Consider the following 25,523-nt stretch of genomic DNA (forward strand, 5'->3'; position numbering starts at 1 on the left):
GGGCTCCTCAGACCGCACCATGGGCAGCAACTGCCCCACTGTGGGCAGCAACTGACCACCGCGGTACGTGAGGAGCCCTCGTTGAGTCGTTTTCCTCGTCGCGCCACACCCCGGCGCTATCTGATGTGCTCACCCGCACACTTCAAGGTCACGTACTCCATCAACCCCTGGATGGACCCCTCGAAACCGGTCGACGTCCCCCTGGCCATCGCCCAGTGGGAGGACCTGCGCGACCGCTACCGTTCGCTCGGCCACACCGTCGAGGAGCTCACCCCGCGCCCGGGCCTGCCGGACATGGTCTTCGCCGCGAACGGCGCGACCGTCATCGGGGGCCGTGTGCTCGGCGCGCGGTTCGCCTACCCGGAGCGCGGTGCCGAAGCCGTCGCTCACCTGGAGTGGTTCCGGGAGCACGGCTTCACGGACCTCCACGAACCCACGCACATCAACGAGGGCGAGGGCGACTTCGCCGTCACGTCCTCCTACGTCCTTGCCGGGCGCGGCTTCCGGGCCAGCCCCCTGTCGCACGGGGAGGCGCAGGAGTTCTTCGGCCGCCCGGTGATCGGGCTCGATCTCGTCGACCCCCGCTACTACCACCTGGACACGGCGCTCGCGGTGCTCAGCGACACGGGGGACGCCCCGGACGACGTCATGTACTACCCGCCCGCGTTCTCGCCCGGCAGCCAGGCGGTCCTGCGGCGGCTCTTCCCCGACGCGCTGATCGCCGAGGAGCCGGACGCGGTGGCCCTCGGGCTCAACGCGGTGTCGGACGGTCTGCACGTGCTGCTCCCGCAGGCTGCGGTGGGCCTCTTCGCCCCGCTGCGGGAGCGTGGCTACGAACCCGTCGCGATGGATCTGAGCGAGCTGCTCAAGGGCGGCGGCAGCGTGAAGTGCTGCACGCAGGAGCTACGCGTCTAGCGCGTCGCCGTCGTGGGGCGGCCAGGCGTCGCCCCACTCCGCGTCGCGGGCCGCGCGGTACAGCGGGCCGTGGCGCTTGGTCACGGTCTCGCGGTGCAGGGTCTCGTCCGCCGCGCACAGGTCGAGCAGGACCTGGCCCTTGCGGATCTGCGGCTTGCGTACGACGCGCTTGGGCGCCGGTGCGGCGTCGAAGCGGACGGCAGCCACGTAACTGAACTTCTCGTCCTCGTACGCCAGCGAACCGCCCTTGACCTTCCGGTGCAGGGAGGAGCGGCTGACGCGGGCGGAGAAGTGGCACCAGTCGTCGCCGGGCACGATGGGACAGGCCGAGCTGTGCGGGCAGGGCGCGGCGACGCGGAATCCGGCTTCGATGAGCCGGTCGCGGGCCTCGATGACGCGGGCGTAGCCGTCGGGGGTGCCGGGTTCGACGATGACGACGGCCTGCTGTGCGGCTGCCGCGGCCGCGTCCACCAGGGACCGCCGGTCGTCCTCCGTCAGCTCCTTGAGGACGTACGACACCGTGACGAGATCGGTGCTCTCGATGCTGAGCGCCGATCCGATACGAGAGCGCTGCCACCGCGCGGCCTTCAACCACGGGTTCGCCGCGGCCAGTTCACGGCCCAGGGCGAGGGCGGGCTCGGCCCAGTCGAGAACCGTGACGGGCCGCTCGCCCTCCCAGGTCGCGCTCACCGCCCAGGTCGCGGCACCGGTCCCGCCGCCGACGTCCACATGACTACCGGGCGCCCACCCTGCGGGCGCCGCGTCCGCGAGGGCCCCGAGCGCGGCACGCACCGCCTCGAAGGTCGCGGGCATGCGGTAAGCGGCGTACGCGGCGACATCGGCACGGTCACGCAGAATCGGGGCGTCGGTAGGGGTAAGCCCCCGGTAGTTGGCGATCAGCCGGTCAACAGCTTGCGCGGCTTGCCTGGGCCCAAGCCCGTCGAGCAGCCCGGCGAGGGCGGTGCGCAGGGTCTCGGCCGGGGATGCCGGGAAAATCGGGGCGTTCACCCCGTGATTCTAGGCGCGTAAGAGACAGCCGCCGGCAGTCGGCGCTGCCGCGGGGCACGACCGGGCCCCGTAAGGGGCGCGGGGAACTGCGCGAGAAACCCCCACCGGCCCGCAGGTGACCGACGGCCCGCAGGTAGAGCACCGCTCAGCGCGCCCCGCGGGCCAGCCGCGTAGCCGCCCGAGCCCGGGGTCCGCTGTCGGCGGGCCGCCGCGCTGGATGCACCGTGTTCGCCAGAAGGATCAGGAACGTGTCCGTGGCAGGGTCGATGACCAAGGACGTCCCGGTGAACCCCGTGTGCCCCGCCGCCCCCCGCCCCGCGAGCTCCCCCATGAACCACGCCTGGTCAAGGCCGAAGCCGAGCCCCGGCGGCGTCAGCATCAGCTCGACGAAATCCGGGCCGAGGATCCGCGCCGTACCGTACGAGCCGCCGCACAGCAGCGCCCGGCAGAACACCGCGAGGTCGCGCGCGGTGGAGAAGAGCCCGGCGTGGCCCGCGACGCCACCGAGCGCCCAGGCGTTCTCGTCGTGCACCTCGCCCCGCAGCATCCCCCGATCCACCTTCGCCCAGGGCCTGCGCTGGTCCTCGGTGGCGGCGGCGTCGGGACGCGGCCCGAAGCCGGTGGCCGCCATGCCGAGGGGCCGAGTGATGCCCTCCCGGATGAGCGCGTCGAGCGGGCGGCGCGTGAGGCGCTCCAGGACGTGCTGGAGGAGCAGCATGTTCAGGTCGGAGTAGAGGTGGTCGCCCGGCTGGCTCGACGGCGCCTCCGCGCGCAGGGCGGCGAGACGCGCGGCCCCGTCCGAGCAGTCGTACAGCGGGAGTTCGGGGCGCAGACCGGAGGTGTGCGTGAGCAGCTGGCGCACCGTGATGCCGTGCTCGGCGGCCGCCGTGAACTCGGGAACGTACGCGGAGACCAGCGCGTCGATGCCGAGCGTGCCGCGCTCAAGCTGCTGCATCGCGGCGACCGTGGTGAACAGCTTGGTGAGCGAGGCCAGGTCGAAGGGGGTTCCCGTGCGGGTCAACACCTGTTCCGCGGGCGGCAGTTCGACGCCCGCGTCCTTCTCCGGGTCGTACGCGGCATAGCGCACCGCACGGCCCACCGCCTCATGGACGGCGATCACCGGGCCGCGTCCGGCGAGCACGACGGCGCCCGCGCACCAGGGCCGCTCGCCGCGCGTCAGCGCGCGCACCTCGCGTACGAGGTGGGCCATCTCATCCGTGTCGAGCCCCGCGCGGTCCGGCGTCCCGGCGCGCAGGAGGCGTGGCGCGGTCAGTGGTCCTTCCCCTCCCGATTCGGCCTGGCCGAGTGCTGCCAGGGGCGGCACAGTCCCAAGAAGCAGCCGATGGCCGCAAGACCGCAGACGAGCTGGACGAGGGCCATCGGCACGGCCGTGGCCTCGCCGGCGATGCCCACGAGCGGGGACGCGATCGCGCCGACGAGGAACGAGGACGTGCCGAGCAGCGCCGACGCGGAGCCCGCGGCGTGCGGGGTGCGCATCAGGGCGAGGGCGTTGGTGTTGGGTGTACCGAGCCCCATCGCCGACATCAGGACGAAGAGCCCGGCCGCAACGGGGAACAGACCGACGTCACCGAAGACGCCCGACGTCATGAGGAGCAGCGCGCCCGCGGCGAGGACGATGACGCTCAGGCCGAAGGCGAGCACCTTGTCGAGGCTGACCCGGCCGACGAGGATCTTGCCGTTGATCTGGCCGACGGTGATCAGGCCGATGGAGTTCATGCCGAAGAGCAGGCTGAAGGTCTGCGGGGACGCCCCGTAGATCTCCTGGACGACGAACGGCGACGCGGAGACGTACGCGAACAGGGCGGCGAACGCGAAGCCGCCCGCGAGCATGTACCCGGTGAAGACGCGGTCGGCGAGGAGCGACTTCATGGTGCGCAGCGCCTCGGCGGTGCCGCCGCTGTGCCGGTTCTCGGGGGCGAGCGTCTCGGGCAGGCGCCGCCAGACCACCGCCGTCAGGGCGATGCCGACGACCGTGAGGACGGCGAAGATGCCGCGCCAGTCGGTGATGCGCAGGACCTGGCCGCCGATGAGGGGCGCGATGATCGGGGCGACCCCGGAGATCAGCATGAGGGTGGAGAAGAAGCGGGCCATCTCCACGCCGTCGTAGAGGTCACGGACGACGGCGCGGGCGATGACTATGCCCGCGGCGCCCGCGAGGCCCTGCAACAGGCGGAAGGCGATGAGGAGTTCGGCGGTGGGCGCGAACGCGCAGATCGCGGTGGCGAGTATGTAGATGAGGAGCCCGATGAGCAGCGGCCTGCGCCGCCCCCACTTGTCGCTCATCGGCCCGACGACGAGCTGCCCGAGCGCCATGCCGGTGAGGCAGGCGGTGAGGGTCAGCTGCGCGGTCGCGGCGGACGTGTGCAGCGAGCGGGTGACCTCCGGGAGCGCCGGGAGGTACATGTCCATGGAGAGCGGCGGCACCGCGGTGAGGCCGCCGAGCACGAGGGTGACGAGGAGGCCGGTGCGGCGCTGGGCGGTGCGGGCGGGGGCCGCGGGGGCCGGGGCCTTCGCCGGGACCTTCTCCACCGTCCGGGACTGCCGTACGAGGGGGCCTTCGGGCCCACTCGTGGTGCGGCTGCCGTGCTCCGGCATGCGGATTCCCTCCCGATTAGGCGTGCGATTACCTATGCTCTCAGCTCAGCTGTGCTGGTTGAGACCATTTCCGCGGGACTCCGCGGTACTCCGGCCGTACGAACAGGGGCCCCAGTGGTGGAAGACAACCGTGAACCCGTGCGCTGGGGCATCCTCGCGACGGGCGGGATCGCCGCGTCGTTCACGGCGAACCTCCTCGACATGCCGGACGCGGAGGTCGTCGCCGTGGCCTCGCGGACCGACGCGTCGGCGAAGGCGTTCGCCGAGCGGTTCGGGATACCGCGCGCGTACGGGGGGTGGGGCGCGCTCGCCGAGGACGAGGACGTCGACGTCGTGTACGTGGCGACGCCGCACGCCTCGCACCGGGCGGCGGCGGGGCTGTGCCTGGACGCGGGGCGCGCGGTGCTGTGCGAGAAGGCGTTCACGCTGAACGCGCGCGAGGCGCGGGAGCTGGTGACGCTCGCCCGGCGGCGGGGCCTCTTCCTGATGGAGGCCATGTGGATGTACTGCCACCCGCTGATCCGGCGGATGAAGGCGCTGGTCGACGACGGGGCGATCGGTGAGGTGCGGACCGTGCAGGCCGACTTCGGGCTCGCGGGACCCTTCCCTCCGGCGCACCGGCTCCGTGACCCGGCGCAGGGTGGCGGCTCGCTGCTCGATCTGGGCGTGTACCCGGTGTCGTTCGCGCAGTTGCTGCTCGGGGAGCCTTCGGGGGTGAGCGCGAGAGCAACGCTCTCGGATGAGGGCGTTGATCTCCAGACGGGAATGCTGCTCTCTTACGAGAGCGGTGCTCACGCCGTGTTGCACTGCTCCATCAACGCGGGCACCCCCGTCACCGCCTCCGTCACCGGTTCGCGGGGCCGCATAGACGTCTCGAACGGGTTCTTCTTCCCGGACCGCTTCGTGCTGCACCGCGAAGGCCACGACCCCGAGGAGTTCACCGCCTCCCCCGAGTACGGCCCCCGCGACAGCCTCAAGCACGAGGCCGCCGAGGTCATGCACCGCCTGCGCGCTGGCGACACCGAGTCCCCCCTCGTCCCCCTGGACGGCACCCTCGCGGTGATGCGGACCCTGGACGCGGTGCGGGAGCGGATCGGGGTGCGCTACCCGGGCGAGTGAGCGCACCCCGCGGGCCGACGGCCCCGCCGAACATCCGGGTCAGGCGGGTCAGGCGGGTTTGAGCCCCGGGTTCCCCGCTTCCGTCACGAAGGACGCGGCCGTGGTGATCGGCGCCCCGGGCGTCGTCACCGCGGAGACGGTCTTGAAGTCGGCGCGCGCGGATTCCTGCCCGAGGCCGACCCTCACGTACCCGCGCCGCCCGTTGTAGAACTTCATGTGCGGGTTGGCCTTGGTGTAGGTGTCCCAGTTCACGGGCTTGTCGGCGCCGTCCTTGCCGCTCGCGATGGACGTGGCGACGATCTCCGTACCGACCGTCTTGGACGCCTGGTCGTCGAAGTCGGCCTTGATGTCGTAGGCGTACCCGACGTGCACGTCGCCCGTGAGCACCATCAGGTTCTCGATGCCGGCCGACGCCGCGCCCGCGAGGACACGGTCGCGGGAGGCGGGGTAGCCGTCCCAGGCGTCCATGCTGACCTTCGCCACCGCGTTGAGGTCCAGCTTGCGCTGGGAGAAGTTGACCTGCTGCGGCATGACGTTCCACACGGCCGAGGAGTTCCGCCAGCCGTCGATGAGCCAGCGCTCCTGGGTGGCCCCGGTGATGGTGCGCTTGGGGTCCTTGGACTCCGGGCCCGGGATGTCCTGGCCGTCGCCGTAGGCCTGGTCGGAGCGGTACTGCCGGGTGTCCAGGATGTCGAACTGCGCGAGGTTGCCCCACTGCAGGCGGCGGTAGAGCTGCAGGTCCGGGCCCACGGGCTGCTGGGGGCTGCGCAGCGGCAGGTTCTCCCAATACGCGCGGTAGGCGGCGGCGCGGCGCACCAGGAACTCGGCGGGCGGGTTGCCGTTCTCGTCGAGGTCGTCCGCGTAGTTGTTCTCGGTCTCGTGGTCGTCCCAGGTGACGACGAAGGGGTGCGCGGCGTGCGCGGCGCGCAGATCCGGGTCGGTCTTGTAGAGGGCGTACCGCAGGCGGTAGTCCTGAAGCGTCTGCGTCTCGCGGTTGAAGAGGGCGGGCAGCGTGCGGTCGGTGTAGTTGCGGGCGCCGCCGGTCGAGTTCACCGCGTACTCGTAGAGGTAGTCGCCGAGGTGGAAGACGACGTCGACGTCGTCCTGGGCCAGGTGTTTGTACGCGTTGTAGTAACCGTCGTGGTAGGCCTGGCAGGACACCGCGGCCAGCGTCAGGGAGCTCACCTTGCTGCCCGCCGCGGGGGCGGTGCGGGTGCGGCCCGTCTCGCTGATCCATGTGCCGGTCTTGAAGCGGAAGTAGTACGCACGCCCTGCCTCGAGGAAGTCCACCTCGACGTGCACGGTGTGGTTGAACTCGGGGTGGGCGATGGCCACGCCGCTTCTGGCGACGCGCCGGAACGCGGCGTCGTGGGCGACCTCCCACTGGACGACGACGCGCATGTTCGGCAGGCCGTTGCCCGGTTCGTACGGGGCTGGGGCGAGGCGGGTCCAGAGCAGCACGGAGCCGGGCTGCGGGTCGCCGGACGCCACGCCGAGCGTGAACGGGTTGTCGGCGATCTTCCGCGCGTCCATCTCGGCGGCGCTCGCCGCGCCCGCCGTCGGCAGGTTGGTGGCGAAGGCGAGCGCGGCCGCGGCGCCGGTGACGCTGAGGAAACGACGGCGGCCCAAGCGGCTCGCGGCGGCTCGGATTTCGGCTGTGTCCTGCTGGCCTGCGGGTGTCATGTGGCCCTCCCCTGACGATTTGGTGTCACGGGCATGCAAGTGGTGGGGGACGACGCGCGACTGTCGCGTACACAACACCCGCATGGCGGGCGGATGATGACCATATGGACGCCACTCCCGTACGCTGCGGGGCCATGAACGCAGAGCTAACTGGGCATCCGGACGGGCATCCGAGCGGGCAAGCGAGGATCGCCGTGGTGACCGGCGCGGGCTCCGGAATCGGCAGGTCCGTGGCGGTGGAACTGCTGCGGGCCGGATGGTCCGTGGCGCTCGCGGGGCGCCGTAAGGAGACGCTGGAGGAGACGGCGGCGATCGCGGCGGGGGTGTCGGAGGGCGCCGCGGTGCGGCCCGTCCCGCACGCCGAGGAATCCACCGAGGTGAACGCCCCGGCCGAGACCGACGCCCTGTGCGTGCGCACCGACGTCTCGCGGCCCGAGGACGTGGCCGCGCTCTTCTCGGCCGTGCGCGACCGCTTCGGCCGGCTCGACCTCCTCTTCAACAACGCCGGTACGTTCGGCCCCGGCGGTGTGCCGGTCGACGAACTGGAGTACGACGCGTGGCGGCACGTCGTCGACACGAACCTCAACGGCGCTTTCCTGTGCGCGCAGGCCGCCTTCCGGCAGATGAAGGAGCAGGACCCGCAGGGCGGCCGGATCATCAACAACGGCTCCATCTCGGCCCAGGTCCCCCGTCCGCGCTCCATCGCGTACACGGCGACGAAGCACGCGCTGACCGGCCTGACGAAGTCCCTCTCCCTGGACGGCCGCCCCTACCGGATCGCCTGCGGCCAGATCGACATCGGCAACGCGGCGACGGACATGACCGAGCGGATGCAGACCGGGATCCTCCAGGCCAACGGGGAACTGGCACCCGAGCCGGTGATGGACGTGTCGGACGTGGCGCGGACGGTGCGCCACATGGCGGAGCTGCCGCTGGAGGCGAACGTGCAGTTCGCGACGGTGCTCGCGACGAACATGCCCTTCATCGGGCGGGGTTAGCCACCGCCGCCCCCTCGTGGCCGACCGTGACCCCGCCCTCACGGTCGGCCCACATCTTCACAAACGGAATAGGAAGCACCACGACAATTACGCGCATCACACCCCGTATGCTCAGCGTGCCCTCCACGAGAACTCCACATTCAGAGCACACTCGGAGCACACCTTGCGCATACGTTCCGCTGCCCCGGCCGTCCTCGCCGCGGCCGCACTCGCGGCCCCTCTGCTCGCCGCGACCCCCGCGACCGCGGCCGCCCACCAGGGCGGACTGCACCTCGGGTACATCCAGTTCGACAGCCCGGGCAGCGACACCCGGTCCAACTCCTCGCTGAACGCGGAGTGGGTGAACATCCACAACAACTCCGGCTCGGCGATCCAGCTCAAGGGCTACAAGCTGAAGGACAACACCGGCTACACGTACACCTTCGGCAGCTACAAGATCGGCGCCGGCAAGACCGTCAAGGTCCGCACGGGCAAGGGCACCAACGCCTCCGGCGTCCGCTACTGGGGCCGCGGCTCGTACGTCTGGAACAACACCAGCGACAAGGCCCGCCTCATCAAGCCGAGCGGCTCGCTCAAGGACTCCTGCTCCTGGACGAACAGCAACCCCGGCTACAAGAGCTGCCACTGACGGCTCACATGCCACTGTGAAGGGGAGGGGGCAGGGCAGCCGCTCCGTGGCGGCCGGCGGGGACCCGCGCCGGGGGGCCGCGGGAATGGCCGGGGCCGCGGAACGGTTGCCCTGCGACATGACGACGAACTCAGCCGACGCCACCTCTCCCGACGTGCTGCGCTACACCGCGTTCGCGACCGACCCGGCGGGCGGCAACCCCGCCGGGATCGTGCTCGACGCCGCCGGTCTCGACGATGCGGCGATGCTGGGGATCGCGGCGGAGGTGGGGTACAGCGAATCGGCGTTCCTGGTCCCGGTGAGCCCGGCTTCCGGTTCCGCCGACGCGGGCCGCGCCTTCGACGTGCGCTACTTCAGCCCGCGGGCCGAGGTCTCCTTCTGCGGGCACGCGACGGTGGCGGCGGCGGTCGCACTGGCCGAACGGGGCGACGGCGCGGGCGACTTCGTCTTCTCCACGCGGGCGGGCACGGTACCGGTGACCGTGACCGACGTGGACGGCACCCTGCGGGCCACGCTCACCAGCGTCGAGCCGCACGTGGACCAGGTCGCGGCGGCCGACCTGACCGAGGCCCTGGCCGCGCTCGGCTGGCCCGCGGAGGACCTGGACGCATCCCTGCCGCCCCGCATCGCCTACGCGGGCGCCCGCCATCTGATCCTGGCCGCCGCGACCCGCGAACGCCTCGCCGACCTGTCGTACGACTTCGAACGCCTCGCGACCCTGATGCGCCGCCTGGATCTGACCACCGTCCAACTGGTGTGGCGGGAGTCGGACTTGACCTTCCACGCGCGCGACCCGTTCCCGGTGGGCGGCGTCGTGGAGGACCCCGCGACGGGCGCGGCGGCCGCCGCGTTCGGCGCGTACGCACGCGAACTGGCCCTGGTCCCTGCGGAGTCGGAGCTCACCCTTCACCAGGGCGCGGACATGGGACGCCCCGGACTGCTCACGGTGAGCCTGCGGGAAGGGGACGCGAGGGTACGGGTGAGTGGGGCGGCGGTGCGGATCGAGGGGTAGGGCCGGGGCTGCTCCCCGTCAGGCTGGCCGGTCTCGAACCGGCCTCAGGCCTGGCCCGTCTCGAAACGGGAGACCTTCCCGTCCTCGACGGTGAACCGCCACTTCGTCCGCATCTCCCCCCACGTGTCGTTGCGGTACGTGACGATCAGCACGCGCCCGCCGTCCGACTCGTTCTCCACGTCCATGTGGCCGTTCGAGGAGAAGACCTCGCGCTCCGTCCACTCGGCGACGTCCCGGTCGGAGCCGTCGTCGGACATGGTCGCGTCGGGTGTGAGGACGGCCTGGAAAGCGGCCTGGTCGTTGGAGTTCACGGCGGTGACGAAGGCCCGGACCGTCGGGTCGGCGAGGCGGTTTACCTGAATGCTCATGCGCCCACGGTCACACCGGCAGCCGCGTCCCGCCACCGGACGCAGTCACTCGTACGGCCGATTGAGCGGGGTGCGCGGCGAGGCTCTGACGGACGGTGGGGGTGACAGCCACGGGCCCCCACAGGCCCCGACCGGCACCCACCGCCCCTCCCCACTCCAGGAGACAGCGCCATGACCCGTTCCTGCTTCGACCGACGCGACCTGGGCCTTCTGCTGCTCCGTGTCACCACCGGCGGCGTCCTCGTCGCCCACGGCACCCAGAAGCTCTTCGGCTGGTTCGGCGGCCACGGCATCGAGGGCACCGGCGCCTTCATGGAGTCCATCGGCTTCGCGCCCGGCAAGGCGAACGCCGTCGTCGCCGGGCTCGCCGAGGCGGGCGGCGGCACGCTGCTCGCGCTCGGCCTCGCGACCCCCGCCGCCGGTTCCGCGGCGGCCGGCGCCATGGCCGGGGCGACGGCGGTGCACGCCCCCAACGGCTTCTTCAGCCAGGCGGGCGGCTACGAGTACCCGGCGTTCCTCGGCATGGTGGCCGCCACCCTGGCCGTCGCGGGCCCCGGCGCCTACTCCCTCGACGACGCGCTCGGCCACTCCTTCAACCGCAACTGGATGGTGCCCGCGGCCCTTGCGGGCACGGCGCTCGGGGTGCTCGTCTCGGTGGGCTCGCGGACGAAGAACGTACGGGCGCAGGAGAGCGCGTCGGAGCCGGAGGACGGCGCCTGACCGCCGCCTGACGACCGCTTGACGGCGGTCTGACGGCCACTTGACGGCGTACGTGGTTGCCTGACCCCCGTGATTGTCTGGATCAACGGAAGTTACGGCGCGGGCAAGACGACCACGTCCGAGGAACTGGTCGGCCTGCTCCCGGCCGCCCGGCTCTTCGACGCCGAAGAGGTCGGCTACATGCTGCATCACGTCCTCGGCCCCCTCCAGGAGGAGGCCGACTTCCAGCAGTGGCCGCCGTGGCGGGCCCTCGTCGTCGAGACGGCGCGCCAGTTGCTCACGTACACGGGCGGGACGTTGGTCATCCCGCAGACGGTGCTCGTGGAGGAGTACTGGACGGAGCTGCGCGAGGGCCTCGGCCAACTCGGCGTTCCCGTACGCCATTTCGTGCTGCACGCCGATCCCGGGACGCTGATCCGGCGCATCGAGGCCGACATCCCGGCGATCATTCCGTGGCGCCTCGACCATGTCGTCCCCTACCAGGAGGCACTGCCATGGCTGCGGCGGGCGGGCGAGGTGATCGATACGACGGACACTGCGCCGGACGAGGTCGCACGGCGCATCGCGGCGAAAGTGGCTGGTGGGGAGGGGAGTTGACCGGATAGCGTCCTCGCTCATGACCGAGACCACCGTGCAGAACCTGCCGCCCCGCCTCACCCGTCTCACCTTCCACGGCCCGCTCTCCGAGGCGCGGGCCACCCGTCTCGTCGAGCGCGTCGCACCGGGCACCGGCTCCGTCCTCGATCTCGGCTGCGGCTGGGGCGAGTTGCTGCTCCGCGTCCTCGAAGCCGCCCCGGACGCAACCGGCGTGGGCGTCGATCTGTCGGCCGAGGACCTGGCCAGGGGCCGCGCCGCCGCCAAGGAGCGCGGTCTGGCCGAGCGCGTCTCCTTCGTCGAGGAGTCGGCGACGGACACCGCCCGCGGCCCCGCCGACCTCGTCCTGTGCCTGGGCGCGAGTCAGGCGCTCAGCTCCGCCGAACCGCCCGGCCACACCGAAGCGGCCCTGCGCGAACTGCGCCGCCTCGTCACCCCCGGCGGCCGCGTCGTACTCGGCGAGGGTTTCTGGCAGCGCACCCCCACCTCCGACGAACTCGCCGCGATGTGGCCGGGTGCCCACACCGGCGAACACCTCTTCCTGGGCGACCTCGTGGACGCGGCGATCGCCGCGGGCTTCCGCCCCGTGTGGGTGGAGACAGCGAGCGCGGAGGAGTGGGAGGAGTTCGAGTCCGGCTACCGCGCCGACGTGGAGGAGTGGCTTGCCACGCACCCCGGCCATCCGCTGGCCGCCGAGACCCGCGCGAAGACGGACCGCCAGCGCGACACCTGGCTGCGGGGCTACCGCCAGGTGCTCGGTCTGGCCTATCTGACCTTGATGCCGGTGGGCTGAGGGCGGTCGTACCCGGTGTCGAACCACGCCTGGGCCAGCGCGTCGAGCGTCAGCTCCGGCGGGTCCGGCAGCTCGCGCAGGTACCAGGGCAGGTTGCTGTAGACGTGCAGCAGGGTGTGGGCGAGGAGTTCGCGCGGCTCGAAGGTGCGGCCGTACGCCCGCATGAAGCGGCCCAGGAGGCCCGGCTCCGCGCGCGTGACGAAGAGGCCGACGCCCACGAAGTCGTACGCCCTGTCCCCGATCATGGCGGGCTCGAAGTCGAAGAGCCCGGTGAGCCGGAGCCGCCCTGCCCCACCGCCGGATCCGCCAGAACCGCCGGAGCCGATGGAGCCGATGGAGCCGATGGAGCCGACCAGCAGATGCTGGCGCATGAACTCGGTGTGCAGGAGGACGCGCGGGGCGTCGGTCGGCAGCGGCACCGCGTCCAGGAAGCCGGGGATCTGCTCCAGCCAGCTCTCCGGGAGCCCGCATTTCCGCTGCCGCGCGACGACCCCGGCGCGCTGCCTGCCGAGGAAGGCTCCCCAGTCGCCGGGCCCGAGCACATCCGCGAGCGGCCCGGGATCCAGGGCGTGCAGCGCGGCGAGCGCCTCTCCGGCCTCGGTGACCAGGCGCTCCCGGTCGGCGCGCGGAATGCGCGGCCAGGCGGAGGCGAGGTCTTCGCCGGGCAGCCGGGACATCAGTACGTACCGCCAGCCGTTCTCGTACGACCCGGACGCCCGCACCCGCGGTGTGGGGACGGGCAGCCGGCCCTCAAGATGGCTCAACACCCGTGCCTCGGCCAGGGCGTCGTCGGCTGCGGCGCCGGGGAAGAGCTTGAGCACGAGATCGTCCCCGACTGCGTACACGGGCTGCGACCCCTCTTTGAACCGGTGGAGCGGCGCCCCGGCGAGGCCCAGCCTGCCGCAGAGGTCCTCGGCTCCGGGCCGCATGACGGCCTCGTCGGGGACGACGACGTCCCATTGTTCGTCGGTGTCCACAGGGGGCAGCATGATCGGCACAGTAAGAGGGGCCGAGGGCGACGGCAACGCATTTATACGGCAACGCATTTGTACGGCCCCGGCGGCCGGCCCGCGGCGCCCGCGATACCGACCGAAGTCTGCCGCCCATCGACTTTCGGCCGCTCCCCCGCGGGTACCCGCTCGCCTAGCGTCGAGGCCATGACCAGCGAAGAGAGCCTCGGCCCCGTCCCGCTCCGCAAGGACCGGACGACGGTCCTCGGTTACCCGCGCGGTGACCTGCTGACCGTACTCATCGGCATGCCGATCCTCGGTCTCCTGCTCGGCATCGCCCTGCCGCCCCTCGCCCGGTGGCTGAGTGATCTGCCGGTGCTGCCCCGGCGGGACGGCATCGCGCTCGTCGGCTCGCTGGACAGGCCGTGGCATACGGCGATCGCGGTGGGCGTCGGCCTGGTCGTCGGACTGCTCCTCGCGGGCACGGACTACGACGAGACCCTCAAACTGACGCTGACCGACCAGGAGTTGGTGGCCGACCTGCACGAACGGAAGCGGAGCATCGAACGCGCCCGCGTCTCGGCAGTGTTCCTGGACGGCAAGGAACTGGTGGTCCTGGACGAGTCGTCACGCGAGTTCACGCGTGGCGTCCACAAGACGGCGGCTCCGGCCCTGGCCAAGGCGTTCCGCTCGCACGGCTACCCGTGGCGGGACGCCGACCCGCACGCGGCCCTGTTCCACCGCTGGATCCCCGGCGTTCCCGGCCTGCCCGCCGAGGCGCACGCGGTCCTCGCGGCACGGAAGGCCGCCTTGAAGAACAAGGCCGCGGAGGACGTCCGGGACCTCGCCGAGACGGTGCAGGGTCTGGGGTACGTCGTACGGGACGAGGGCAAGGACCAGTACTGGCGCGCGCTGGCGGACGGGGCGACCGCGACGGACGAGGCGGACGAGAGGGACGGGGCGGACGAGAGGGGCGGCGCCGCCCGGGACTGAGGGGTGCAAAATGGCGATCATGACCTCGCCGACCCCACCGATCCCACCGACCCCCTCGACTTCGCGCCAGACCTATCAGCCGGTCCTCGACCGCATCGCGGCCGAGATCGAGGAGACGCCGGGGCGCGGCAGGCCCGCCGACTACATTCCGGCGCTCGCCGCGTGCGACCCGCGCAGGTTCGGCATGGCCGTCGCGGAGCCGGACGGCACGGTGTACGGGGTGGGCGACTGGCGGCAGCCGTTCTCCGCGCAGTCCATCACCAAGGTGTTCACCCTCGCGCTCGACCTGGCACGCGAGGGCGACGCCCTGTGGGACCACGTGGGCCGCGAGCCTTCCGGCAACCCCTTCAACTCGCTCGTGCAGCTGGAGTACGAGAACGGCATCCCGCGCAATCCCTTCATCAACGCGGGCGCGCTCGTCGTCACCGACCGCCTCCAGACGCAGACGGGAGACGCGGCGGGCGCCCTCCTCGGCTTCCTGCGCGCCGAGAGCGGCAACGACCGGCTCGCCATCAACGAAGCCGTCGCCGCCTCCGAGTCCGCGCACGGGGACCGCAACGCCGCGCTCGGCCACTTCATGGCGTCGTACGGAAACATCGGCAACCCGGTGCCGGTGCTCCTGAACCAGTACTTCCGCCAGTGCTCCGTAGAGGCCTCGTGCGCCGACCTCGCCCTGGCCACCGGCTTCCTCGCCCGCCACGGCATCCGCGCCGACGGCACCCGCCTGCTCAGCCGCAGCCAGGCCAAGCAGGTCAACGCGATCATGCTGACCTGCGGGACGTACGACGCGGCGGGCGACTTCGCCTACCGCGTGGGGCTGCCCGGCAAGAGCGGCGTGGGCGGCGGCATCATCGCCGTCGTCCCCGGCCACTGCACGCTCTGCGTCTGGAGCCCGGGCCTGGACGAGCGGGGCAACTCGGTGTCGGGAGTGGTGGCGCTCGACCGTTTCACGACACTGACGGGCCTATCGGTGTTCTGACCCGACTGCCCTGACTGCCCCGACTGCCCTGACTGCCCTGACGCGCGCTCGACGCCCTTCAGGGCGATCTCGCCGACGATGTGGGCGGCGGGCTGGATCGACTCGCGCGGGGTGAGGTGCGGGGCGTCAGGGGGCCGGGGAGGGAGTCCGGCCGTGTCGGTGTCGGCGAACGCCGCCGCCGTCGGCAGAGCGACGGCGGCAAGCGCTGCGACCACGATCGCGAGGGCCCTCAGGCGGACGCGGTTGGGCATGATCTTTTCCTCGCAGAGCCCGGCCGGCCCTGGGTCAGGCGGCCGGGAGGGGAGCGGGGGCGGGGGCCGGGACGGCATCGGTGCCGGGCTTGACCGGGTCGATGTGGGGCTTGACCGGGTCGATGTCCGGCTTGGGCTTCTGCTCGTTGGGCTTCACCGTGTCGGCGGAAGTGTCCGAGTCGGGCTGGGGCTGCGGGTCCGGCCGTACGTCATCGGGGTCCGGGGTGGGCTGCGGGTCGGGCTGGACCTCGTCGTCCGGGGTGGGCTGCGGGTCCGGTGCGCCCTGTCCGGCGTCGTCGAGCCAGGACCTGAGCTGGCCGTCGGGCTGGAGCGCGACGTGCAGGCCGTTGTTCTGCCCGTAGGCGGCACGCCCGTTCGCGTCGAGGGAGCCGAGCTTGGCACCGGCGCCGAAGAAGTCGGCCTGGTAGTGGCTGGCGGACAGCTTGTAGACCTTCGCGGTGGAACCGTCGGCAAGGGTCGGCGATGCGACGAGGACCCGCTTGTTCGGGCTCGGCTTCGGGTTCGGCTTCGGCTTGGCCTTGTCCATCCAGGAGGTGAGCGAGCCGCCGGGGGTGAGCTTGATGTGCAGACCGTTGTGGTTGGCGTAGGCGTTCTTGCCGTTGGCGATGAGAGTGCCGCCCTTGGGGCCGAGGATGACGGCCTTGGCCTTGTTCTTGCCGAGCTTGTAGACCTTGGCGGTGGAGCCGTCGCGCAGCTTGACCGTCTTGGCCTTCTTCGGCTTCTTGGCCTTGGAGAACGCGACGGACTCGGCACTGACACTCACACCGGCCGGCGCCTGCGGCCCGGTGGCCGCCATGGCCCCGGACGCGGCTCCGAGGCTGATGCCTGCGGTGGCGACGACGGCGATGGCGGTGGTGCGCAGGGTGCGGGCGGTACGCATGATGAGGGGGCCCTCTCGGGTCGGTTCCAGGATGTGTGTTGTCCGCTCGATTGCGGCGACATCTACGAAGTTACGGATCTCACATCAAAGAACCCCATAGGGGATGTAACGGATGTCATGCGCATTGGTCGCAAAACAGGCACTTCCGGGGACGTTTAGCCCCAAAATTTGCGGCCAGAGGGGAGAAGCCCCGAAGAGGGAAGGAAGGGAAGCGGCAGACGAGTCGGGCTGCACGCCAGGCGGAGCGGCTGCTCAAAACGACACCATTTCATGTTATGATTTGGTGTCGTTTTAGTGGGCGAGAGGAGCCCTGATGGCTCGAACCATGATCGACCTGGACGACGAAATGGTCACCCAGGCCAAGGAGATCTACGGCACGAAGACCAAGGCCGCTGCGGTACGTGCCGCTGTGGAGGACGCCGTCAAGCGCCACCTTCGCCAGCAGTTCATCGACGCCGTCAAATCCGGCGAGCTCGACTTCAGCGAGATCGTTGAGGAGACGAAGGTGCCCGACTCCGCCAAGGACACGAAGGCTGCCTGAGTGAGCGTCCCGTTCCTGGTCGACAAGTCCGCTCTTGCCCGCTGGGGCCGTCCCCCGGTCGCCGCCGCGCTCGACCCTCTCCATGAGCGCGGCTTGCTGGCGATCTGCCCTGCCGTCGAATACGAGCTCATGTACAGCATTCGCGGAAAGAGCGAAGCCTCCACCGTGGCCGAATGGCTCCGCGGTTTCGACTACCTCTACTGCGACGACTGGGTCTTCGACCGCGCCCTTGAGGTGCAGCGCGCCGCGATCCAACGCGGATTCCACCGGGCATTGTCCCTCCCCGACTTGCTCGTCGCCGCGACCGCCGAGCACAACAACGCCATCGTGCTCCACCACGACGCCGACTACGACATGATCGCCGGCATCACCGGGCAGCGCTGCCAATGGGTGGTGGAACCCGGAACAGCCGACTAAGCAGGTGGTCCCTACTCTGGCCGAAAGCTAATCCGCGCAGGCCGCAGGCCGGCCGTTCGTCGTGAAGTACGACATCTACCCGACCTCGCCCGACCTGCGCCTCGGGCCACTCGGTACCGATCCTCATCCCGAGCCGGATCCAGCGCAGGTGCCACCACGTCGCCTTCATCATCGGCGACGTCACCGCGAAGATTAGTGACCCGTCCGGCCGCTCCTGCGAGCACCCGCCGCCCACTAACGCCGCCATCGCGGCCAAACTCTCCGGCTACCAGGCACAGGTCACGCCGTTCAACAGCTGCGAACGTACCGCTGGCCGCTTCAACGGCGAGTGGCTCAACAAAGGTGGCCACGGAGTGCACCCCTTGCCAGCCCCGGAGCTCTACGCGGCACTCACCGAGCTGGACCACGAGCTCCACTTCACGGAGTACATCCGCACGCGCATACCGCTCCCAGACCAGGCCCAGGCCCTGCGCCTCCCCGAAGGCGTCCCACTCCTACACATCATCCGCGTGACACTGACGGCCGCAGAGAAGCCGCTCTCACTGGAGGAGTTCCATCTCCCCGGCGACGACCTGGAACTGTTCCTTCAGGCTGTAATAGACAGCCCAGTTGACTCAGACTTTCTCTACCGCTTCAAGGCGCCCAACGACACCGATGCGGAGTACCTCCAGGCAGCCTCTTGGACCGCGGTCGTGGTCCTCGCCGGGCGGCTCGCGCATGTCATGGTTTCAGCGCCCTTGCCCTGTCCGGTTTGAAGGAACTCGCGGACGACGTCCACCCATGGCTACGGCGAGCGTCGCAGGCAGGACACGAGCAGCTGCAACACCCCGGGGTTGCAGCCCGTCGGCGAAGCCGACTCTGAATGGTCGTGACGCCGCAGGCACCTCCGATATGCCTGACCCCATGAGTGAGCTTCTTCAACTTGCCAGGCATCGGGCTTCCTTGGGGCCCGTGACCTGCAGGTTCGGAGAGGCAGGTCACCCGCTTGGTGACCAGGTTCAAGAAGTTCAGTGACGCGGCTCCACCACGGGAAGCACCTACGCCAAGGCTTTGGGAGGGAACTGAATGAAAAGCTACCCCGACGTCATCAAGGATGAGGACGGCATCGTTTGGACCGAAGACATCACACCCCTCGACTACGTGCGCGAAACGCTGGTGGAATCCGCCGGAACCCGTCGGCGCCCCGTGCGGTGGGGCGGCCACAGCCGACGCGCTAACCCCTTACGCCTCTCTCAACTCATCACCAACCAAGCCCTGCCCAGGAAAATTGGAACTTGAAACTCCATTTCTGTCGATCCTCTTTCGCTTTCGCTCAACTCTAAGCAAACTTGTAGAGCAACCTGAGCCTCTGCATGCCCAGGAGCCTGCCTGAACGGCACCTTGAAGCCAGTCGGCTCGTCAGCCACTTCCGGGGGGAGCTTCACTATGAAGAAAACCGTGCCCGCAGATACTGGCGTCCTTTACTGCGAAGACAACCTGCGACAGCTAACACAGATTCCAGACGAAAGCATCGACCTTATATACCTGGATCCACCATTCTTTTCAAACCGGAATTATGAGGTCATCTGGGGGGATGAGGCAGAAGTTCGATCCTTCGAGGATCGCTGGGACGGCGGGATGCAGGTCTACATAACCTGGATGCGCGACCGCGTACGTGCGCTTCATCGGGTATTGCGACCCACAGGATCGCTCTATCTGCATTGCGACCCACACGCGAGCCACTACCTGAAAGTAATGGCCGACGAACTCTTCGGAGAAGGAAATTTTCGCAACGAAATCATATGGCGCCGAACTGGCGCGCACGGGAAGAGTCGGCGTTTCGCCCCCATTCACGATGTAATCCTCTTCTACACCAAGAGTGGAGACTACGTCTGGAATCGCCCCAAGCGCCCCTATATGCTCGGCCATGTCAAGGAGTACTTCGCCAAAGACGCGCAAGGATGGCGCACTAACTACTACGGCAATGTTCTGACTGGCAGCGGCAGGAGGGGTGGGTTATCGGGGCAGCCATGGCGAGGCATCGACCCGACGGCCAAAGGACGCCACTGGGCAATCCCCCGAGCGCTACTCGATGAAATAGATGAAGATTTATCCCAGTTGAATCAGCACGAGAAGCTGGACAGGCTATATGAACTGGGACTCATTAGGATCGAGCCAGGCGCCGCCTGGCCGATCTATCAGCACTACATAACGCCCGAGGACGGAACCCCAGCCCCCGACATCTGGGCCTACCAGCCTTACAGCGAAGGCACTGTATTTGGCACGCAGGATGGAATCGATGCCGATGTAAGGTGGCTGTCGACGCGCGACCGAGAGAGGTTGGGGTACCCAACCCAAAAGCCTGAGGACCTCCTTCGCAGGATTATCGCCGCAAGCAGCAATCCCGGCCAAGTAGTACTTGATCCCTTCTGCGGCTGCGGTACCACCGTATCGGTGGCGGAGCAGCTAAACAGGGAGTGGATCGGAATAGACATCAGCCCCACAGCGGTCAACATAATGGCTAATCGCCTTCGGAAGGTGTCGCGGGGGCAATGTGCACCTAAGATCATCGGGCTGCCGATAACAGAAGAGGACCTAAAGAAGCTCAAGCCATTCGAGTTCCAGAATTGGGTAATTCAGAAACTCTGGGGCACCCATGCGCCTAGAAAATCGGGCGACATGGGCATTGATGGGTACTCCTTCATGGTCAACGACCCGATCCAAGTCAAACAATCTGAGCGCGTCGGCCGAAATGTGGTTGACAATTTCGAGACAGCAATGGATCGCGCCGGTAAAGATAGGGGCTATATCGTAGCCTTTAGCTTCACCAAGGGGGCTAAAGAGGAAGTAGCGCGCGTTCGTTGGCACCGCAGGCTTGACATACAGCTTGTGACAGTAAGGGAGTTACTGGAGCCAGATACGGAGCGATGGAGTCCGTTTACGCCGCAGGTTGCCTCCGTAACCGAGCTCCCGCTACCGCAGTCACGCCCGCGAAGTGCCCGGCCGACGGCCGCCGAACTCATCAGGAGCGATCAAGCCGCAACGTCAGATGGGGCGTCAGGGTAGACGGCTGAGGCTGATGCCCCGCGCGCAACTTAGCGTCTAACTGCGCTACAACGACGGCGTACTGACGCGAACAATCACGGACGTTCAGGGACCGTAGCCCTAGATCACCAGCGAGGCCCGCCTGTCAGTGCAGCGTGAGAGCCTCCGGGCATGAGCTACGACTTGGCCGTGTGGGAGGGCGAGCGCCCTGCGGACGGCAAGGCGGCTGCGCGAGCGTTTACCGGCCTCTATGAGCGCTACGTCGACACAGATGCGGAGCATCCACCGACCAAACGCATAGCGGCCTACGTGGCCGCCCTCCTGGAGCGGTGGTGTGACCTGACCGAGGATGAAGAGGACGCCTCTCCCTGGTCGACGGGGCCATTGATCGGAGAGGCACGCGGCCCGCTCGTCTACTTCCCGATGCGCTGGAGCATGGCTGAGGAGACCTCCAGTTACGCGGCGACCCTCGCGGACTCAATGGGGCTGGTCTGCTTCGACCCTCAGCAGAACCAGCTCAGGCCCTGAAGGCGGGGCACGCTTCCGTCTCAGTCTCCGTCTCATTCAGCGCCGTTCACGACCGTTCAGACGGGACCGGAGGCGGTAGCTGCCCAGGCGACCGGCCGTCTGTGAACTCAGGTGAACGGCCTTGTTCGGGGCCCCCGGGACCGCCACCACAGTTGGAAAGCGTGTTGGGCGTAGCCGAGTTGGGCTTGCAAGCCGACGAAACGTGCTCCGCTTGGGGCATGGCAACCATCATCGCAAGTGCCATAGCTGTTCTGGGTACCCTGCTCGGCGCGGGAATCACCCTCGCGTTTCAGCAGCGCGGCACCGACAGAAGCCATCAGCTCACCCGTGGTGAGAGGCTCCGGCAAGAACGACTCGATGCATACTCCGCCTACGGCAGCATGCTGATCAACCTTCGCCGCTGCTTGATACACCTCTGGTTCTGCGAGCACGAACCACCGCCGTCTGAGGACCCTGAGGCTGTGCGGAACCGCGGATTTGCCCTGCGCTCCAGTACTCAAGAGGCACTTTTCAAGGTGCAGATACTCACGGACGACGAGACGCTGAGCCATGCCGCGGATTCCGTACTCGATGAGGTCAACGCTCTTGCTAGGGCAGAGAGCAGAATCCAACTCGAAGACGGCAGGGTACGGACCCGCGTCGAAATCAGACGACTCATCAGGTCAGCCAAGCAACATCTCTGAATCAGCGCTGGAGGCCGGTTGGTACGGCCGTCTACCGATGCCGCACACAGACGGTCCGCACCACAAGGGCACCAGATCGAGCGGGGCAGCAGGAACCACGGTGAAGGACGCCCGGCCGAGCACGAGTGCCCCGCCTGGTGCGCCCGCGAGGCGCACGCGGAGGCAGTGGGGAGTCATGTCAGCGCCCCGGTGCGTCTGCCTGCCCCTGCAGAGATGAGTCCGAGCCTCGAAGTCCCCTTGCTGTCCGTGCAGATCGGCCTCGGGCACGACGAGGAAGCGCGCGGCGAGCAGCCCCGTCTATGGCTCTCGGCCGTCGACGGTACGGCTGAACTGGACCTCGCTGCCCTGGGGTCGTTCATCACCGGCCTGGAGAACTTCGCTCTGCGGCTCCGAGGGCTGCGGCACCGGTTCGAGGCCGTCATCCTGGGCGGTGCTGCCGAAGCCGTCGACCTCTACCCGGCCGCCACTCATCCACTTGAGCTCGTCGCCCCCTGTCCGCCCTGGTGCCAGTACCGGGACCAGGAGGAGCACAGCGTGACCGGGCTCCTGGCCGACCAGTTCCATGCCACGGAGGAGGACAGCATGGAGTTGGCACTCCATCGGTGGTGCACACGAAATACGGGCGGGAGGCAGAGACGCTCGACCTCGTCATGGAGCACATGCCGCATGCCCCGCTCCCTTTGATCGACCTCACCATCGGCACCACCCAGAAGCGGCACCACGTGGAGATGACCTTCGACGAGGCCGACCGACTGCGAGCCTGCCTCAATGAGTTCATCGCGCAGGGGCGCGCGTACGCCCGCCCGGAAGCCGTCGCAACCCTGCAGGAGCTCGTCGGCTACTGCGGCGTGCGGATCGTGCAACACCCACGCGACGGAAAGGGCTTCTTCGGTCACGCCGTCGGCGATACGCGGCAAGGCGGGCCGGTCTGGGTCACCGTCCCCAGGGAAACCGCCGGCCCCTGCCTGGAAGACCGGGTGAAACATCTGCTGGCGGAGATCCACGAGGCACAACGGGAACTGACCGCCCACGACGGTGCCGAGTTCCGAAAGGCGGGACCCCGCCGGAGCCGCTCTCATGGCTGAGGGGGCAGGCAGCGGCCTGAGCCATTGAGTCACCCACCATGAAGGCCAGGGCGCCGTATGCCATGAACACCGATACAGCGCCCTGGCGCTGAGTTCACCTACAGATCCAGTCAGCACCTCGCCGGGGGTGCGAACCTGTGCAGCGGCGTGCAAGGAAACCAAGGCCAGATCACCGGGCGCGCACGCCTCTCTCGCCCGGGACTCGAACGAGAAACCGCAGGTAGAAGCGGGAAGCGCCTCCGTAAGACATATGGCCCTGGCCAAGGGAAACCCCCTGGTCAGGGCCATAAAGGCAGACGAGTCGGGCTGTACGCCGGGTTCTGTCGCCCGGGCGCCTCGCGGCGGCCGGGGAGACGGCCATCCATCTAGGGCCCGCATTGCTGCGGGCCTCGTGCGGTCTACCCGCGGACTCGGGCGGGCAGCCCTCGGTCGTCCGCGCAGAGCCACCGAAGTGGCTCCTTTTGACCTTGCTCCAGGTGGGGTTTACCTAGCCGCCTGAGTCACCTCAGGCGCTGGTGGTCTCTTACACCACCGTTTCACCCTTACCGGAGACCGAAGCCTCCGGCGGTCTGTTTTCTGTGGCACTGTCCCGCGGGTCACCCCGGGTGGCCGTTAGCCACCACCTTGCCCTGTGGAGCCCGGACGTTCCTCGGGAAGAGCCCCTGGTGAGGGGAGCTTCACGCGGCCGTCCGCCCGGCTCGTCTGCCGTGTCGACCATGCTACCCGGCGTGTGCCCGAGCTCCTGCCCGGAGAGGAGGACGACGTCGCGAGGAACGAGCCCGCCAGGATGAGCGTGAAGGCCGCCGCGATGCCCGCCGTCAGGGGTTCGGAGAGGAAAGCGACGCCTGCCGCCACCGCCACCGCCGGGTTCACGTAGGTGAAGACCACCGCTCGCGTCGGGCCCGCCTCGCGGATGAGTTCCAGGAAGACCACGAAGGCCAGGGCCGTGCAGATGACACCGAGGCCCGCGAGGGAGGCCAGCGTCGGGGCATCCGGGATGGTCGAAGGCCAGGTCAGCGCGGCCGGTACGGCGTACACCACCGCTGCCAAGGTCAGGCAAGGGGCGATCAGTTGGAGCGTGGGGACCGCCTTGAGGTGGCGGGCCACGATCAGGGGCGCGATCGCGTAGCCGAGCGCCGTGAGCAGGACCTCCGTGAGGGACCAGGCGTCGCCGCCGGTGAGGTGCGGGATGGTCAGGACCGCCACTCCGCCGAGACCGAGGCCGAGACCCGCCAGGCGGCGCGCGCCGAGACGTTCCGTGTCGCCGAAGAAGCGGGCCAGGACGGCGCCGATGATCGGCACGGCCGCGATCAGCAGGCCCGCCGTGGAGCTGGAGAGGCGGCGCTCGGCGTCCGTCAGGGTCCACCAGGGGCCCAGGATCTCGATGCAGGCGAAGGCCAGCATCGGCTTCCAGTGGGTGCGCAGGACGCGGGTGAGGCCCCCTTGCCGCAGGGCGAACGGCAGCAGCAGCGCGGCGCCGAGCGCGCAGCGGGTGAAGACCACCATCGAGGGTGAGAGGTCTTCGACCGCCACTTTGATCATCAGGTACGGGATGCCCCAGAGGACGCCCATCAGGGAGAAGAGGAACCAGCCGCGTGCAGTCATGCGGGCAGTTTCCGGCCACTCAGCGCCCGCCGTCTTGAACGCTGTTGCGGTACGCGGCCGGGGTCACGCCGAGTACGCGGCGGAACCACCGGGTCAGGTGCGCCTGGTCGGCGAAGCCCACCAGGGACGCCGCCTCCGCGGGCCGCAGCCCCGCGTCGAGGAGTCCGCGGGCCCGGGTCACGCGGTGCTGGGCGAGCCAGGCGTACGGCGGCATCCCCGTCGACGTACGGAAGGCGCGCAGGAGTTGGTAGCGGGAGAGGCCGAGGGGCGCCGCCAGTTCGGCGAGGGACGGCGGGGCGAGGAGTTCGTCGGCGAGCCGGTCGCGTACGGCGCGGGCGATGCGGTCGGCGCCGGGCACCGTGTCGCACAGGAGCCGGGCGCTGCCGTGTCTGCGGGCGAGGGCGGTGAGCAGCCAGGGCAGCCGCGACTCGGCCTCCAGCGGGTCCGACGTTCCCAACAGGCCAGGGCTGGCGCTGAGTTCGGTGTGCGCCCTGCGCAGAGCCGCGGCCAGCTCGGGGTCGTTCAGGACCGGGTCGCGGAAGTTCGGTGCGGTCAGGGTGCCCTCGGCGAGGAGGCGCGGCGCCGGGTACATCGCCCGGTACGCGTATCCGCCCTGGCGCCCCGGGCCGCCGGTGTGCACCTCGCCCGGGGCGAGCACGACGATGCTCCCCGGCCCCACGTCGAGCCGTCCGCCCCGGTAGTCGATGACCTCGGAGCCGCCGACGCAGACGCCGACGGTGAACTCCTCGTGGTAGTGGGGGGCGTAGCGGTGGCGGTCGAAGCGGGCGGTGAGCAGGTCGAGGGGCGGGCCGCCGCCCGGTCCGAGGGAGGCGCGGGTCCACACGGCATGCTCCCCGCCACCGCTACCGCCGCCGTGCACCGCTCCCGCGCTCATGCCGCTCCCCCGTCGTCGCCTCTCAGGAGTGCAACGCCGGGGACGCCCGCGAACCTTCCGTGGTCAGTCGAACTCCGCGGCACAGGGTCACGGGTGGACGTCAGGCTTCGCCCGCCCGGCGGGTCCCCGTCCGGCGTCGCTTGACCTTGTCGCAGCGTCAACGTTTCTACTGGCCTCATGAACGGGATGCGAACGGCCTCATGAACGGGATGCGAAC

The 25,523-nt window shown here is 69.4% G+C and carries 28 protein-coding genes, 1 other RNA gene and 2 pseudogenes; 21 read left to right on the forward strand and 10 right to left on the reverse strand.

From position 1 onward, the window contains the following. Nucleotides 1-81 precede the first annotated feature (81 nt). Nucleotides 82-915: a dimethylargininase gene (gene ddaH, locus ACWGI2_RS11520; RefSeq protein ID WP_453695023.1), complete on the forward strand. Its 834-nt coding sequence runs from the start codon at nt 82-84 to the stop codon at nt 913-915. Here the strand turns inward: ddaH and ACWGI2_RS11525 are convergent. The 3 genes from ACWGI2_RS11525 to ACWGI2_RS11535 all read right to left on the reverse strand — a co-directional run bounded on the left by ACWGI2_RS11525 (nt 904) and on the right by ACWGI2_RS11535 (nt 4,539). Beyond that, nucleotides 904-1,923: a small ribosomal subunit Rsm22 family protein gene (locus ACWGI2_RS11525; RefSeq protein ID WP_453695024.1), complete on the reverse strand. Its 1,020-nt coding sequence runs from the start codon at nt 1,921-1,923 to the stop codon at nt 904-906. The two genes, ddaH and ACWGI2_RS11525, sit on opposite strands and share 12 nt — an antisense overlap. Nucleotides 1,924-2,068: 145 nt before the next feature. After that, nucleotides 2,069-3,238, reverse strand: a complete 1,170-nt coding sequence (locus ACWGI2_RS11530; RefSeq protein ID WP_453695731.1) for a serine hydrolase domain-containing protein — start codon at nt 3,236-3,238, stop codon at nt 2,069-2,071. Next, on the reverse strand, nt 3,193-4,539 hold the full coding sequence (locus ACWGI2_RS11535) for a Bcr/CflA family multidrug efflux MFS transporter (RefSeq protein ID WP_453695025.1): 1,347 nt from the start codon (nt 4,537-4,539) through the stop codon (nt 3,193-3,195). The genes ACWGI2_RS11530 and ACWGI2_RS11535 overlap by 46 nt, the downstream gene beginning before the upstream one ends. 117 nt (nt 4,540-4,656) lie before the next feature. On the opposite strand from ACWGI2_RS11535, the gene ACWGI2_RS11540 reads away from it, so the two are divergent. Further along, the gene (locus ACWGI2_RS11540; RefSeq protein WP_453695026.1) at nt 4,657-5,658 is read left to right on the forward strand and encodes a Gfo/Idh/MocA family protein; all 1,002 of its coding nucleotides are present in this window, start codon (nt 4,657-4,659) and stop codon (nt 5,656-5,658) included. Nucleotides 5,659-5,706: 48 nt separating this feature from the next. On the opposite strand, the gene ACWGI2_RS11545 is transcribed toward ACWGI2_RS11540, so the two are convergent. Further along, the gene (locus ACWGI2_RS11545) at nt 5,707-7,341 is read right to left on the reverse strand and encodes an alkaline phosphatase D family protein (protein WP_453695027.1); all 1,635 of its coding nucleotides are present in this window, start codon (nt 7,339-7,341) and stop codon (nt 5,707-5,709) included. A gap of 134 nt (nt 7,342-7,475) precedes the next feature. Here ACWGI2_RS11545 and ACWGI2_RS11550 point away from each other — a divergent pair, with 134 nt between their 5' ends. The 3 genes from ACWGI2_RS11550 to ACWGI2_RS11560 all read left to right on the forward strand — a co-directional run bounded on the left by ACWGI2_RS11550 (nt 7,476) and on the right by ACWGI2_RS11560 (nt 9,979). After that, nucleotides 7,476-8,339, forward strand: a complete 864-nt coding sequence (locus ACWGI2_RS11550; protein ID WP_453695028.1) for an SDR family oxidoreductase — start codon at nt 7,476-7,478, stop codon at nt 8,337-8,339. Nucleotides 8,340-8,502: 163 nt separating this feature from the next. Continuing rightward, nucleotides 8,503-8,967 (forward strand): lamin tail domain-containing protein, encoded by a 465-nt coding sequence (locus tag ACWGI2_RS11555; RefSeq protein WP_453395258.1) that lies wholly within the window; start codon nt 8,503-8,505, stop codon nt 8,965-8,967. 118 nt (nt 8,968-9,085) lie between these two features. Continuing rightward, nucleotides 9,086-9,979, forward strand: a complete 894-nt coding sequence (locus ACWGI2_RS11560) for a PhzF family phenazine biosynthesis protein (RefSeq protein WP_453695029.1) — start codon at nt 9,086-9,088, stop codon at nt 9,977-9,979. A gap of 44 nt (nt 9,980-10,023) precedes the next feature. Here ACWGI2_RS11560 and ACWGI2_RS11565 read toward each other — a convergent pair whose 3' ends face one another. After that, entirely contained in the window at nt 10,024-10,347 is a 324-nt protein-coding gene (locus ACWGI2_RS11565; RefSeq protein WP_453695030.1) for a nuclear transport factor 2 family protein, read from the reverse strand. A 171-nt stretch (nt 10,348-10,518) separates the two neighbouring features. On the opposite strand from ACWGI2_RS11565, the gene ACWGI2_RS11570 reads away from it, so the two are divergent. The 3 genes from ACWGI2_RS11570 to ACWGI2_RS11580 all read left to right on the forward strand — a co-directional run bounded on the left by ACWGI2_RS11570 (nt 10,519) and on the right by ACWGI2_RS11580 (nt 12,454). Continuing rightward, on the forward strand, nt 10,519-11,067 hold the full coding sequence (locus tag ACWGI2_RS11570) for a DoxX family protein (RefSeq protein ID WP_453395261.1): 549 nt from the start codon (nt 10,519-10,521) through the stop codon (nt 11,065-11,067). Between the two features lie 69 nt (nt 11,068-11,136). Further along, nucleotides 11,137-11,664 (forward strand): AAA family ATPase, encoded by a 528-nt coding sequence (locus ACWGI2_RS11575; RefSeq protein WP_453695031.1) that lies wholly within the window; start codon nt 11,137-11,139, stop codon nt 11,662-11,664. 19 nt (nt 11,665-11,683) lie between these two features. After that, on the forward strand, nt 11,684-12,454 hold the full coding sequence (locus ACWGI2_RS11580; RefSeq protein ID WP_453695032.1) for an SAM-dependent methyltransferase: 771 nt from the start codon (nt 11,684-11,686) through the stop codon (nt 12,452-12,454). Here the strand turns inward: ACWGI2_RS11580 and ACWGI2_RS11585 are convergent. Continuing rightward, on the reverse strand, nt 12,427-13,443 hold the full coding sequence (locus tag ACWGI2_RS11585; RefSeq protein WP_453695033.1) for an aminoglycoside phosphotransferase family protein: 1,017 nt from the start codon (nt 13,441-13,443) through the stop codon (nt 12,427-12,429). The two genes, ACWGI2_RS11580 and ACWGI2_RS11585, sit on opposite strands and share 28 nt — an antisense overlap. A 168-nt stretch (nt 13,444-13,611) precedes the next feature. Between ACWGI2_RS11585 and ACWGI2_RS11590 the strand changes: the two genes are divergently transcribed. Together ACWGI2_RS11590 and ACWGI2_RS11595 are read left to right on the forward strand one after the other, a co-directional pair. Further along, the gene (locus ACWGI2_RS11590; protein ID WP_453695034.1) at nt 13,612-14,397 is read left to right on the forward strand and encodes a YqeB family protein; all 786 of its coding nucleotides are present in this window, start codon (nt 13,612-13,614) and stop codon (nt 14,395-14,397) included. A gap of 10 nt (nt 14,398-14,407) precedes the next feature. Further along, on the forward strand, nt 14,408-15,376 hold the full coding sequence (locus ACWGI2_RS11595; protein WP_453695035.1) for a glutaminase: 969 nt from the start codon (nt 14,408-14,410) through the stop codon (nt 15,374-15,376). Between the two features lie 285 nt (nt 15,377-15,661). Here ACWGI2_RS11595 and ACWGI2_RS11600 read toward each other — a convergent pair whose 3' ends face one another. After that, nucleotides 15,662-16,528, reverse strand: a complete 867-nt coding sequence (locus ACWGI2_RS11600; RefSeq protein WP_453695036.1) for a hypothetical protein — start codon at nt 16,526-16,528, stop codon at nt 15,662-15,664. A gap of 313 nt (nt 16,529-16,841) precedes the next feature. Here ACWGI2_RS11600 and ACWGI2_RS11605 point away from each other — a divergent pair, with 313 nt between their 5' ends. The 10 genes and pseudogenes from ACWGI2_RS11605 (at nt 16,842) to ACWGI2_RS11650 (ending at nt 22,806) form a co-directional block, all read left to right on the forward strand. Next, the gene (locus ACWGI2_RS11605) at nt 16,842-17,069 is read left to right on the forward strand and encodes a type II toxin-antitoxin system VapB family antitoxin (protein ID WP_365499096.1); all 228 of its coding nucleotides are present in this window, start codon (nt 16,842-16,844) and stop codon (nt 17,067-17,069) included. Further along, a complete protein-coding gene (locus ACWGI2_RS11610) occupies nt 17,070-17,486 on the forward strand; it encodes a PIN domain-containing protein (protein ID WP_453695037.1) in 417 nt (138 codons plus the stop codon). It abuts the gene before it with no gap. 137 nt (nt 17,487-17,623) lie between these two features. Beyond that, a pseudogene (locus ACWGI2_RS11615) lies at nt 17,624-17,767 on the forward strand (tyrosine--tRNA ligase); the annotation flags it as partial. Between the two features lie 81 nt (nt 17,768-17,848). Next, complete coding sequence (locus tag ACWGI2_RS11620; protein ID WP_453695038.1) at nt 17,849-18,241, forward strand: UTRA domain-containing protein; 393 nt, start codon at nt 17,849-17,851, stop codon at nt 18,239-18,241. 310 nt (nt 18,242-18,551) lie between these two features. Further along, on the forward strand, nt 18,552-18,764 hold the full coding sequence (locus tag ACWGI2_RS11625; RefSeq protein ID WP_453695039.1) for a hypothetical protein: 213 nt from the start codon (nt 18,552-18,554) through the stop codon (nt 18,762-18,764). 147 nt (nt 18,765-18,911) lie between these two features. Further along, nucleotides 18,912-20,531: a DNA methyltransferase gene (locus ACWGI2_RS11630; RefSeq protein WP_453695040.1), complete on the forward strand. Its 1,620-nt coding sequence runs from the start codon at nt 18,912-18,914 to the stop codon at nt 20,529-20,531. 150 nt (nt 20,532-20,681) lie between these two features. After that, complete coding sequence (locus ACWGI2_RS11635; protein WP_453695041.1) at nt 20,682-21,038, forward strand: hypothetical protein; 357 nt, start codon at nt 20,682-20,684, stop codon at nt 21,036-21,038. Between the two features lie 218 nt (nt 21,039-21,256). Then, nucleotides 21,257-21,721, forward strand: coding sequence for a hypothetical protein (locus ACWGI2_RS11640; protein WP_453695042.1), 465 nt, complete (start codon nt 21,257-21,259; stop codon nt 21,719-21,721). Nucleotides 21,722-21,739: 18 nt separating this feature from the next. Then, complete coding sequence (locus ACWGI2_RS11645) at nt 21,740-22,405, forward strand: DUF6907 domain-containing protein (protein ID WP_453695043.1); 666 nt, start codon at nt 21,740-21,742, stop codon at nt 22,403-22,405. Beyond that, nucleotides 22,402-22,806, forward strand: coding sequence for a hypothetical protein (locus ACWGI2_RS11650; protein ID WP_453695044.1), 405 nt, complete (start codon nt 22,402-22,404; stop codon nt 22,804-22,806). Before ACWGI2_RS11645 ends, ACWGI2_RS11650 begins: the two co-directional genes overlap by 4 nt. 293 nt (nt 22,807-23,099) lie before the next feature. On the opposite strand, the gene rnpB is transcribed toward ACWGI2_RS11650, so the two are convergent. Then, an RNA gene (gene rnpB, locus ACWGI2_RS11655) (RNase P RNA component class A) lies at nt 23,100-23,507 on the reverse strand. A gap of 29 nt (nt 23,508-23,536) precedes the next feature. Here rnpB and ACWGI2_RS11660 point away from each other — a divergent pair. Next, nucleotides 23,537-23,683, forward strand: a complete 147-nt coding sequence (locus ACWGI2_RS11660) for a hypothetical protein (RefSeq protein WP_453695045.1) — start codon at nt 23,537-23,539, stop codon at nt 23,681-23,683. Here ACWGI2_RS11660 and ACWGI2_RS11665 read toward each other — a convergent pair. After that, nucleotides 23,632-24,411, reverse strand: a pseudogene (locus ACWGI2_RS11665) (DMT family transporter); the annotation flags it as partial. The gene ACWGI2_RS11660 and the pseudogene ACWGI2_RS11665 overlap by 52 nt on opposite strands. Nucleotides 24,412-24,430: 19 nt before the next feature. Beyond that, nucleotides 24,431-25,306: an AraC family transcriptional regulator gene (locus ACWGI2_RS11670; RefSeq protein ID WP_453695046.1), complete on the reverse strand. Its 876-nt coding sequence runs from the start codon at nt 25,304-25,306 to the stop codon at nt 24,431-24,433. Between the last annotated feature and the right edge of the window lie 217 nt (nt 25,307-25,523).

It is taken from the genome of Streptomyces sp. NPDC054866 (genome assembly GCF_053610745.1).

Coding starts and splice junctions, on each gene's coding strand:
- ACWGI2_RS11670 (WP_453695046.1), bottom strand. CDS start 25,306: ATGAGCGCGGGAGCGGTGCACGGCGGCGGTAGCGGTGGCGGGGAGCAT.
- ACWGI2_RS11585 (WP_453695033.1), bottom strand. CDS start 13,443: ATGCTGCCCCCTGTGGACACCGACGAACAATGGGACGTCGTCGTCCCC.
- ACWGI2_RS11630 (WP_453695040.1), top strand. CDS start 18,912: ATGAAGAAAACCGTGCCCGCAGATACTGGCGTCCTTTACTGCGAAGAC.
- ACWGI2_RS11565 (WP_453695030.1), bottom strand. CDS start 10,347: ATGAGCATTCAGGTAAACCGCCTCGCCGACCCGACGGTCCGGGCCTTC.
- ACWGI2_RS11590 (WP_453695034.1), top strand. CDS start 13,612: ATGACCAGCGAAGAGAGCCTCGGCCCCGTCCCGCTCCGCAAGGACCGG.
- ACWGI2_RS11605 (WP_365499096.1), top strand. CDS start 16,842: ATGGCTCGAACCATGATCGACCTGGACGACGAAATGGTCACCCAGGCC.
- ACWGI2_RS11545 (WP_453695027.1), bottom strand. CDS start 7,341: ATGACACCCGCAGGCCAGCAGGACACAGCCGAAATCCGAGCCGCCGCG.
- ACWGI2_RS11635 (WP_453695041.1), top strand. CDS start 20,682: ATGAGCTACGACTTGGCCGTGTGGGAGGGCGAGCGCCCTGCGGACGGC.
- ACWGI2_RS11550 (WP_453695028.1), top strand. CDS start 7,476: ATGAACGCAGAGCTAACTGGGCATCCGGACGGGCATCCGAGCGGGCAA.
- ACWGI2_RS11580 (WP_453695032.1), top strand. CDS start 11,684: ATGACCGAGACCACCGTGCAGAACCTGCCGCCCCGCCTCACCCGTCTC.
- ACWGI2_RS11570 (WP_453395261.1), top strand. CDS start 10,519: ATGACCCGTTCCTGCTTCGACCGACGCGACCTGGGCCTTCTGCTGCTC.
- ACWGI2_RS11625 (WP_453695039.1), top strand. CDS start 18,552: ATGAAAAGCTACCCCGACGTCATCAAGGATGAGGACGGCATCGTTTGG.
- ACWGI2_RS11600 (WP_453695036.1), bottom strand. CDS start 16,528: ATGCGTACCGCCCGCACCCTGCGCACCACCGCCATCGCCGTCGTCGCC.
- ACWGI2_RS11595 (WP_453695035.1), top strand. CDS start 14,408: ATGGCGATCATGACCTCGCCGACCCCACCGATCCCACCGACCCCCTCG.
- ACWGI2_RS11560 (WP_453695029.1), top strand. CDS start 9,086: ATGACGACGAACTCAGCCGACGCCACCTCTCCCGACGTGCTGCGCTAC.
- ACWGI2_RS11640 (WP_453695042.1), top strand. CDS start 21,257: ATGGCAACCATCATCGCAAGTGCCATAGCTGTTCTGGGTACCCTGCTC.
- ACWGI2_RS11535 (WP_453695025.1), bottom strand. CDS start 4,539: ATGCCGGAGCACGGCAGCCGCACCACGAGTGGGCCCGAAGGCCCCCTC.